Origin of the sequence: Mycobacterium sp. UM_Kg27 (assembly GCF_000972905.1) — a bacterium.
Taxonomy (GTDB): Bacteria; Actinomycetota; Actinomycetes; order Mycobacteriales; family Mycobacteriaceae; genus Mycobacterium.
The window spans coordinates 1-8,417 of record NZ_JRMM01000166.1; the positions used below are offsets into that span (position 1 = coordinate 1).

The window sequence follows — 8,417 nt, forward strand, 5'->3', positions numbered from 1 at the left end:
ACCACCGCACCACCAGCCACCGCCCCGGCCTCAACAGCCGACCGCAACCTCATGATGCCCACCCGCAAAAACACCCGCAGCCAAGACCGCGCCCACCGCATCAACAGCGAACGCGCCCACAACAAGGCGCCGCCCTGACGGGGACGGGGCAACTAGCTCTTGAAGGGCAGGATCTTGTTGAGCTGGTCGAGTTGCTTGCGCAGGTCGTGGATCAGCGCGGTGCCCCTCGCGGTCTGGGCGACGGCGTAGATGCCGTTCTGTTGTTGCGCCAGCTCCGCGATGTTGTCGTGGGCGACTCGCACAGACTCCAAGGTCCGCGCGAGCAGGTCCGTGGTGGACTCCGTCGTGGACGCGGTGTCTTTTGCATGGGTCACGGCATCGCAGCCTATCGCCTCACGATAGGAACTGCCCAAGAACCGCGGGCATAATCTGCGACAAACACCGGCCGCGTCCGGCATAGTCACTCGACAACACGACGCGATGAGAAGGGGTCGACCGTGAAGCGCTACCTCACCGGGGGCCTGACCACCGCGCTGACGGCCACCGGACTAGCGGCCGGATGGCTGATCGCCTCGGCGCCGGTGGCCCAGGCCGGCTGCCAGGACAACCCGCTGCTGTTCTTCTCCACCGCCCAGAAGTGCGACGGTCCGATTCAGCCCGACGGCAGCTGGCAGCGCTGCGTCATCTACTACTACGAGCCGCCGAAATCACCGCCGTCGCAGCAGGACTGCCACCCCATGGGGCCCGGGCGGGATTACCCGCTGCACTCGTTCTACATGCCGGAGAACCACATCGACCCGTAGCGGGACTCAGTCCATGAGCTGCGCGGCCACCGTCGCGCCCAGCTCCCAGCACGCGTCCAGGTCAGGCTGGCCCGGCTTGCCCGACACCACCACGTAGTCGGCCACTTTGACCCATCCCAGGCCCGTCGTGATGGAGTCGACGGCCCGCTCAGCACCCTCGGTTCCTTCGTTGCCGTGCAGGTAGAGGCCGAACGGCCTGCCGCGGGTCGAGTCCAGGATCGGGTAGTAACAGACGTCGAAGGCGTGCTTGAGCGCGCCGCTGATATAGCCGAGGTTGGCCGGGCTGCCCAGCAGGTAGCCGTCGGCGGCCAGCATGTCGGCCGGTGAGACCTCAAGCGCGGCGCGGCGCACCACCTCGACGCCCTCGATCTGCGGGTCCGCCGCCCCGGACAGCACCGCCTCGAACATCGCCTGGCAGAACGGCGACGGAGTGTGGTGCACCACCAGCAGCGTCTTGCTCACTGCTGTGCCTGCAGCGCGACCGCGGTCTTCATCGCCTCGCGTGCGCGCCGGCGGTCCCCGGCGAACTCGTAGGCTCGAGCCAACCGGTACCAGCGCCGCCAGTTGTCGGGGTCGGCATCGAGTTCGGCACGGACCGTGTGGAACAGGGCGTCGGCGGCGTCACGTTCGATGCGTCCCGACGGCCGCCGCGGCAAGGCACCGGAGTCGAGTTCCATGCCGTCCGCGGCGATCAGGCGCGACAGCTTCTGGTGAGCGAACCCGTCTCGCAGGGTGGCGATCATCGCCCACAGTCCCAGGAACGGCATGATCAGCAGCGCCACCCCCATCCCGATCGCCGCCACCGAACCGGAGGCGATCAGCAGCACCGCGATGCGACCCAGAAACGCCAGATACATCAGCAGCGCCAGGCACATGAAGACGATCAGCACCTTCACCCGCGCGGCCGGCGACACCTTCGTCACGACTACTTCAGGTCGAGGAGGGGTTCGATGCCGATCGTGAGCCCGGGGAATTCGGCGACCCGGCGCACCGCCAGCAGCACCCCGGGCACGAAGGAGGTCCGGTCGATGCTGTCGTGCCGAATGGTCAGCGTCTCCCCCATGGTCCCGAACAGCACCTCTTGGTGGGCGACCAGCCCGGCCAGCCGAATCGAATGCACCGGCACACCATCCACGTCCGCACCGCGGGCTCCGGGCAGTCCGGTGCTGGTGGCATCGGGGTTGGGCGGCAGTCCCTTTCGCGCTTCGGCGATCAGCGCGGCGGTACGAGCGGCGGTACCCGACGGCGCATCGGCCTTGTGCGGGTGGTGCAGCTCGATCACTTCCACCGATTCGAAGTACTTTGCGGCCTGCGCCGCGAAATGCATTGACAGCACCGCGCCGATGGCGAAGTTGGGTGCGATCAACACCGCCGAACCGGGCGTGGCCTCGATCCAGGAACGCACCTGGTCCAGCCGCTCCTCGGTGAACCCCGTGGTGCCCACGACCGCATGAATCCCGTTGTCGATCAAGAACTTCAGGTTGTCCATCACGACGGCGGGGTGGGTGAAGTCGATCACCACCTCGGTGCCGCTGTCGGTCAACAGGCTCAGTTCGTCACCGGCGTCGACCTCGGCCGACAGGGTCAGATCATCCGCAGCGTGCACCGCCGCAACCATCGTCGCGCCGACTTTGCCCTTGGCGCCCAATACTGCTACTCGCATGGCTGCCACCCTAGCGGCAAGGGGCGTCAGGACACCTCCCGGCGGGTCTCGCCGGCCTCGCCGGGGGCGGTAAGGCGTTCGGCGACGAATCGGACCATCAGGTCGAACGCCGCCCGGCTGTCCGGCAGGAATCCGAACAGTGCCGGGAAGGCGTGCACCTGGTGAGTCCACAGCGCGAGCCGACTGGACCGGTTGTGCGCCAGCAGTGCGGCGTGCAGACGTTCGTTGTCGCAGCGCAGGATCTCCGACTCGGCGGCGATCAGCAGCGCCGGTGGCATGGTCTCCAGCCGGCCGTTGATCGGCGACAGGTCGTGACGCATCGACGGCAACGGGCACACGTGGTCGACCAGGTCCGGCAGCGCGTCCGCGATGCCGAATGCGTCGGTGCCCATGTTCGCGTGGGTGCTGCGGGCCGTTCCCTCAAGCTCCAGCAATGCCGAGATCCCGATGACGCCGGCAGGGGCCGCCAGCCCTTCCTGCTGGGCTCGCAGTGCGGTGGCAAAGGTGAGAAAACCGCCTGCGGAGTCTCCGGCGATCACCGTCTTGTTGGGGTCGGCCCCCTGCTCCAGCAGCCAGCGGTAGGCGCCGACGCAGTCTTCCACCGAGCCGTCCACGCTCACGTCGGGGAACTGCCGGTAATCCACGTGCACCACCGGCAGCCGGGTGCGCCGGGCCAGCGTCGCCACGACATGCAGGTGAGTATCGAGGCCTCCGGTGAAGAACCCGCCACCGTGAAAGTACAAGATGGCGCCGTCGCTCAGTGGGGCGATGCAGTCTGCTCTGCGAACGATCTCGACGGGAACCCCCGTCGCGAGATCCCGCGTGAAGCGGATCCGGAAGTGCGGTCGCAGCCGTTGCAGGCGGGCGACGGTGTTGGTGCGCCGGCCCAACTGCGCCAACATTCCGGGCATGGCCTCGGGGCCGCCACGGCGGCTGATCCACCGAACCAAGCGCGGCATCACCGCCGCGAAGATGACGTAGATGATTCTGGCCCGCAAACTCCCGCGATGAATCTCAGCCTCACCAGACATCCGGGCATTCTATCCGCACCGATAGGGCTCGACTCAGCCGTCGATGACGACGCGTCCTCCCTTGGCCCGCGACACGCAGACCAGCATTTCTCGGTCGCCCTCGGCGGTGCGTCCGCGGCGGTCGACCTCGCCGGAGACCACCATGACCTTGCAGGTGCCACAGAATCCCTGGCGGCACGAGTATGCAGTCGTCGGATCGGCGTCGAGCATCACGTCCAGCGCCGTACGGTCCCCGGGAATCGCCAGCACTCGCCGCGATCGGGCGAGCTCCAACTCGAACGGCACCCCGTCGACCACCGGAGGCGGACTGAACCGCTCATAGTGCAATGGCGCATCGCAGTGTTCGTCGCGGGTGATCCGCACCGCCTCGAGCATGGCGCTCGGACCGCAGACGTACACCGCGGTCCGCGGCCCGGCGCCGGCCAGCAGCTCCTCGGTGCCGGCGAAGCGTCCGTGCTCGTCGTCGGCCCACACCGACACCCGCTGCGGGTCCACGGCCAACACCTCGTCCAGCAACGGCATGTCGGCCCGGCTGCGGCCGGCATACACCGCGCGCCAATCGATTCCGCGCTGGGCGGCCACCCGAAGCATGGGCAGCATCGGGGTCACGCCGATCCCGCCGATCACGAACAGCACCTCGCTCTCGCCGGTGCCCAGATGGAAGGCGTTGCGCGGACCTTCGAACACCAACGTGTCACCCTCGGCGTAGGACTCGTGCATCTCGACCGAGCCGCCACCCCCGTGGTCCAGCCGCCGGACCGCGATGCGGTACTCGGTGCGACGTCCCGGCACGCCGCACAGCGAGTACTGCCGGCGGCGGCCCGAGGGCAACTGAACGTCGATATGACCGCCCGGCGTCCAGGACGGCAACAGCCCACCGTCGGGGTCCACGAGGGTGAGCGCCACCACGTCGCCGGTCAACATCTCCCGCTTGGAGACGACGGCCGCGATCGTCCGCGACACCGGGACTACCCGCGAGGGGTTCCATCGCGACAGCGCTGCCATCCCACCGAATACGGTGATCGCTCCCCAGAGCGCGTTGAACAGTCGGTCATGTTTGCGGCGGCCGTAGAGGTCGGCGGGACGGGATTTCCAGATCTGCGCTGTCACGTCAGGCATGCCGAAGGCCATTGCCGGACGCGCCGGCACCGCCGGCCACGCTGTGTTGCACCCACTCGTCGGTGAGCCGGGCGATCACGTCGGGTCGATCGATCACCACCCAGTGGCCGCCGTCGATGTCGAGCACCCGATTGTTGGCCGGGATGGAACCGGTGTAGCGCTGCAGGGCCGGGCTGACGAATACATCCAGCCGAGGCGCGAGCACCTGCACCGCAACATCGGTGGCCGGCAACGGCCGCGACGGCTTCAGAAACGGTCCTGGCATATTCGCGCGATACAGGTTGAGCCCGTTGACGTAGTCGTTCTCGCCTCGGGGCATATCCGGGCGCGGCCGGCCGGAGCGACCGATACGGTCAAGCCAGCCAAGGACTCTGACGCCCAAGCCGGACCGGAAGGCCGCCTCGGGAACCCGCGGGGTCAAAAACAGCCAGATGTAGCTCGACTCCAGCAACTGCCGTACGACATCGCCGAGCGTCCGCAGGCTGCGTGCCGAGCGCAGGAAGCGGCCGGCATAGTCCAGGTGCGGGCCCGAAATCGAGGTGTAGGAAACGACTTTGGTCGCCACGGCCGGGTCGGTGATGGCCGCCCAGCCCTGGATCGAACCCCAGTCATGGCCCAGCAGGTGGACCTTGTCCACACCGAGTCGGCCCAGCTGCTCGATCACCGCGGCGACGTCTGCGATCAGCTGCGGAAATCGGTAGCCGGATCGATCCGCCGGAGCCGACGACGCTCCCGCACCGCGCACGTCGTAGGCGACGACGTTGTAGCGGCCCGGATGCTGCTCGATGAGCTCGCGAGCCACCCCGTCCCAGACGTGGTGGTTGTCCGGGTAGCCGTGGATCGCCAGGACGGTCGTGCGCTGCGGGTCCAGATCCGTGTACGCGTGTACGGCAAGTGTCACACCGTCGGCGGCCGTCACAGTGGTGGTGGTAGTCATCGACTGAGCTCCTTATGGTTCGTCCGCGTCCCCGTCAATGCGTGGCGCGGGCAGCGGGCGAAATGGCCAAGTAGTTGACCGCCTTCTCCACCCCGCCGAGTTGCGCCGGGTGGAAGCCGGGGCGGTAGTAGGAGGCGATGGCCGGCAGGAATTCGAACGGCGAGGGCACCAACCCGCGCCGCGCTGCGATGAACCAGTCCCGCCAGCGCGGCTTGGTTCCGGCCGGCAGCAGCGGGTCCACCTTGTACATGAACCGCAGGCCGCGCACCCACAACAGCAGCATCAGGGGCGTGACGGCCAGCTGGGTGCGGACCTGTCGCAGGAAGCCGGCCCGCAGGTGCTTCATGACGTCGAACGCGACGGCCTTGTGCTCGACCTCTTCGGCACCGTGCCAACGCAACATGTCCAGCATCACCGGATGTGTCCCGATCTCGTCCAGCGCCGGGCTCTCGAGGATCCACTCGCCGAGAATCGCCGTGTAGTGCTCGACGGCGGACACCAGAGCCACCCGTTCCAGCAGCCAGCGCTGCTGACGGCGCTCATTCCAGGCCGGCCGGTCGCCCAGCAGTTTGTCGAACAGCCATTTGATCTGGCCGGTGAACGGGGACATGTCCACGCCACGTGCGGCCAGATGGTCGACGACTGCCGTGTGCGCCTGGGAGTGCATGGCCTCCTGACCGATGAATCCCTGCACGTCCAGCCGCAGCTGGTCGTCCTTGATCAGCGGTAGTGCCTGCTTGAACACCTCGACGAAGAACTCTTCGCCGGCCGGCAGCAGCAGGTGCAGCACATTGCAGAAGTGCGTCACGAAGGGTTCGCCCGGCACGTAGTGCACTGGCAGGTCCGACCAGTCGAACTCGACGTCGCGGGCTTGCAGGACGATGCGCTCGTGATCCAGCGCTCCCGCACCGGGTGAGTGCGGGCCTGCTGCGGTGTCGTCAGCGCTGAGCATCGGGCCTCCTTTTTTGACAAATATACGTCAAATGTCAAGCGAGACGAGTGCCTGCGTCCTGTTACGGGGCGGTTACGAAGTGAGCCGTCTGTTGCACGCCGGTTACATTCTCGGGCCGCGGTTTAAGAGACTGTTAACCAGCTTGATCTCCAAGCCAACTGACAGGAAATGTCAAGGGCGCCCCCAGCCAGCTGCCCCGGCCGGCGACCGTTTCATTGAGGAGAAACCCATTGACTTTCGTCAACGCGCATACCGAGGAACTCAGAACGGCAGCCGATAGCCTCGGTGGCTCCGGTCTGGCACTGGCAGCCCAGAATTCGGCGGCTCAAGCCCCGACGACGGGTGTGCTTCCGCCCTCCGCCGACGAGGTATCGGCGATGTTGGGCGCACGATTCGCCGCACACGCGCTGATGTATCAGCAGGTCAGCGCACAAGCAACGGCCATCCACGAGATGTTCGTCGCCACCCTTGCCTCCAGCAGTAATTCCTATGCGGCCGCCGAGGCCGCCAACGCCCTCGCGGCCGGTTGACGACAGAAGGGGTAGACAATGGATTTCGCAATGCTTCCCCCGGAGGTCAACTCCGGACGTATGTACGCCGGGCCGGGCGCGGGGTCACTCTTGACCGCCGCCGCAGCCTGGGATGAACTGGCCGCCGAGCTGCACACCACTGCGGCCAACTACCAGTCGGTGATCTCCGGACTCACCAGCGGAGGGTGGCTGGGCGTCGCGTCGACGCGCATGGCAGCAGCGGCCGCGCCGTACATCACGTGGCTCAACGCCACTGGTGCTCAGGCCGAGCAGACCGGCGCACAGGCCAAGGCCGCAGCTGCTGCACACGCGGCCGCGTTCTCCATGACAGTGCCGCCACCGGTGATCGCCGCCAACAGGGCCCAGTTGGCCGCACTGGTCGCGACCAACTTCTTCGGCCAGAACGCTCCGGCGATCGCCGCTACCGAGGCGATGTACGCCGAGATGTGGGCACAAGACGCCACCGCGATGTTCAGCTATTCCGTTGCGGCCGAGGCGGCGTCGCAGATGGCGCCGTTCGGGCCGCCTCCGCAGACAGCCAACCCAGCAGGCATAGCTGCGCAGGAGGCAGCGACGGCCCAGGGGCTCGGGCAAGGTGCCGCGCAAGCCGCGGTCAACGGAGTGATGGAGGTGTTGCCGGGCGCAGCGCAGTCGGCCATTCCTCCGGTTATCGGCGACATTCTCGCCGACCTCGGGGCGCTGGGCGTCACTCCGATAGGAACTGCCCTGACCGTAGCCATCATCGCCGCTTTCATACCCGAGTACCTCATCGCGGGCGCAGCACTTCCGTCGCCGTTCGGCTTGGGAGACGCATCACCGATGTCCATCGCGGCGGGCGTGCCGTTGGGCCTGACGCCGACGCTGGCGGCACCCGCGTCGGCTGGTCTGGCGTCAGCGACGTCGGCGTCGGTCGGCAGCGCGCAGTCGGTCAGTGGGTTGTCGGTGCCCAAGGCCTGGGCTACCGCCGCTCCGGAGATGCGGCTGGCCGCTGCTGAGGTCGACACGTCCAATGTCGTCGCCACCGAGGGGATCGGCGGCGGCGGGATGTTCGGCGGCATGCCGCTGTTCGGCGGCGCACCGCTGATGGCCATGGGCGGGCGAGGCGCCAACGGGCAGTACCGGGAGAACAAGTCGGTCGAGGAAGCCAAGCGAAAGGCCGTCAAGGGACGTCGCTCAACCATGTGGTGAGTCACCGAACCGCGGACATCAATTTCAACAAAACAAGGAGACAAAGCAGTGGCAACACGTTTTATGACTGACCCGGACGCGATGCGTTCGATGGCGGGCCGTTTCGATGTGCACGCGCAGACGGTGGAGGACGAGGCGCGCCGGATGTGGGCGTCGTCGACCAACATCTCCGGTGCGGGCTGGGGTGGTCTGGC

At 67.3% G+C, this 8,417-nt stretch carries 12 protein-coding genes; 4 read left to right on the forward strand and 8 right to left on the reverse strand.

Annotated elements, in window-relative coordinates; genetic code table 11:
* Positions 1-152: 152 nt before the first annotated feature.
* A complete protein-coding gene (locus LI94_RS19045; RefSeq protein ID WP_024443733.1) occupies positions 153-374 on the reverse strand; it encodes a hypothetical protein in 222 nt (73 codons plus the stop codon).
* A gap of 123 nt (positions 375-497) precedes the next feature.
* Between LI94_RS19045 and LI94_RS19050 the strand changes: the two genes are divergently transcribed.
* Entirely contained in the window at positions 498-803 is a 306-nt protein-coding gene (locus LI94_RS19050; protein ID WP_046302176.1) for a hypothetical protein, read from the forward strand.
* Positions 804-809: 6 nt separating this feature from the next.
* On the opposite strand, the gene LI94_RS19055 is transcribed toward LI94_RS19050, so the two are convergent.
* The 7 genes from LI94_RS19055 to LI94_RS19085 are packed head-to-tail and all read right to left on the reverse strand — an operon-like array spanning position 810 to position 6,505.
* The gene (locus tag LI94_RS19055; protein ID WP_164518060.1) at positions 810-1,211 is read right to left on the reverse strand and encodes an NAD(P)H-dependent oxidoreductase; all 402 of its coding nucleotides are present in this window, start codon (positions 1,209-1,211) and stop codon (positions 810-812) included.
* A 50-nt stretch (positions 1,212-1,261) separates the two neighbouring features.
* On the reverse strand, positions 1,262-1,717 hold the full coding sequence (locus LI94_RS19060) for a hypothetical protein (protein WP_024443730.1): 456 nt from the start codon (positions 1,715-1,717) through the stop codon (positions 1,262-1,264).
* A gap of 11 nt (positions 1,718-1,728) precedes the next feature.
* Positions 1,729-2,466, reverse strand: a complete 738-nt coding sequence (dapB, locus tag LI94_RS19065) for a 4-hydroxy-tetrahydrodipicolinate reductase (RefSeq protein ID WP_024443729.1) — start codon at positions 2,464-2,466, stop codon at positions 1,729-1,731.
* A gap of 26 nt (positions 2,467-2,492) precedes the next feature.
* A complete protein-coding gene (locus LI94_RS19070) occupies positions 2,493-3,497 on the reverse strand; it encodes an alpha/beta hydrolase (protein WP_024443728.1) in 1,005 nt (334 codons plus the stop codon).
* 33 nt (positions 3,498-3,530) lie between these two features.
* Complete coding sequence (locus tag LI94_RS19075) at positions 3,531-4,616, reverse strand: PDR/VanB family oxidoreductase (protein WP_024443727.1); 1,086 nt, start codon at positions 4,614-4,616, stop codon at positions 3,531-3,533.
* Positions 4,609-5,553, reverse strand: coding sequence for an alpha/beta fold hydrolase (locus tag LI94_RS19080; RefSeq protein WP_046302177.1), 945 nt, complete (start codon positions 5,551-5,553; stop codon positions 4,609-4,611). The genes LI94_RS19075 and LI94_RS19080 overlap by 8 nt, the downstream gene beginning before the upstream one ends.
* A 34-nt stretch (positions 5,554-5,587) precedes the next feature.
* Positions 5,588-6,505, reverse strand: coding sequence for a metal-dependent hydrolase (locus LI94_RS19085; protein WP_046302178.1), 918 nt, complete (start codon positions 6,503-6,505; stop codon positions 5,588-5,590).
* Between the two features lie 230 nt (positions 6,506-6,735).
* On the opposite strand from LI94_RS19085, the gene LI94_RS19090 reads away from it, so the two are divergent.
* The 3 genes from LI94_RS19090 to LI94_RS19100 all read left to right on the forward strand — a co-directional run.
* Positions 6,736-7,035, forward strand: coding sequence for a PE family protein (locus tag LI94_RS19090; RefSeq protein WP_024443724.1), 300 nt, complete (start codon positions 6,736-6,738; stop codon positions 7,033-7,035).
* Between the two features lie 18 nt (positions 7,036-7,053).
* A complete protein-coding gene (locus LI94_RS19095; RefSeq protein ID WP_052739981.1) occupies positions 7,054-8,223 on the forward strand; it encodes a PPE family protein in 1,170 nt (389 codons plus the stop codon).
* Between the two features lie 48 nt (positions 8,224-8,271).
* A partial coding sequence (locus tag LI94_RS19100; RefSeq protein WP_046302180.1) for a WXG100 family type VII secretion target occupies positions 8,272-8,417 on the forward strand: 146 nt, incomplete at its 3' end.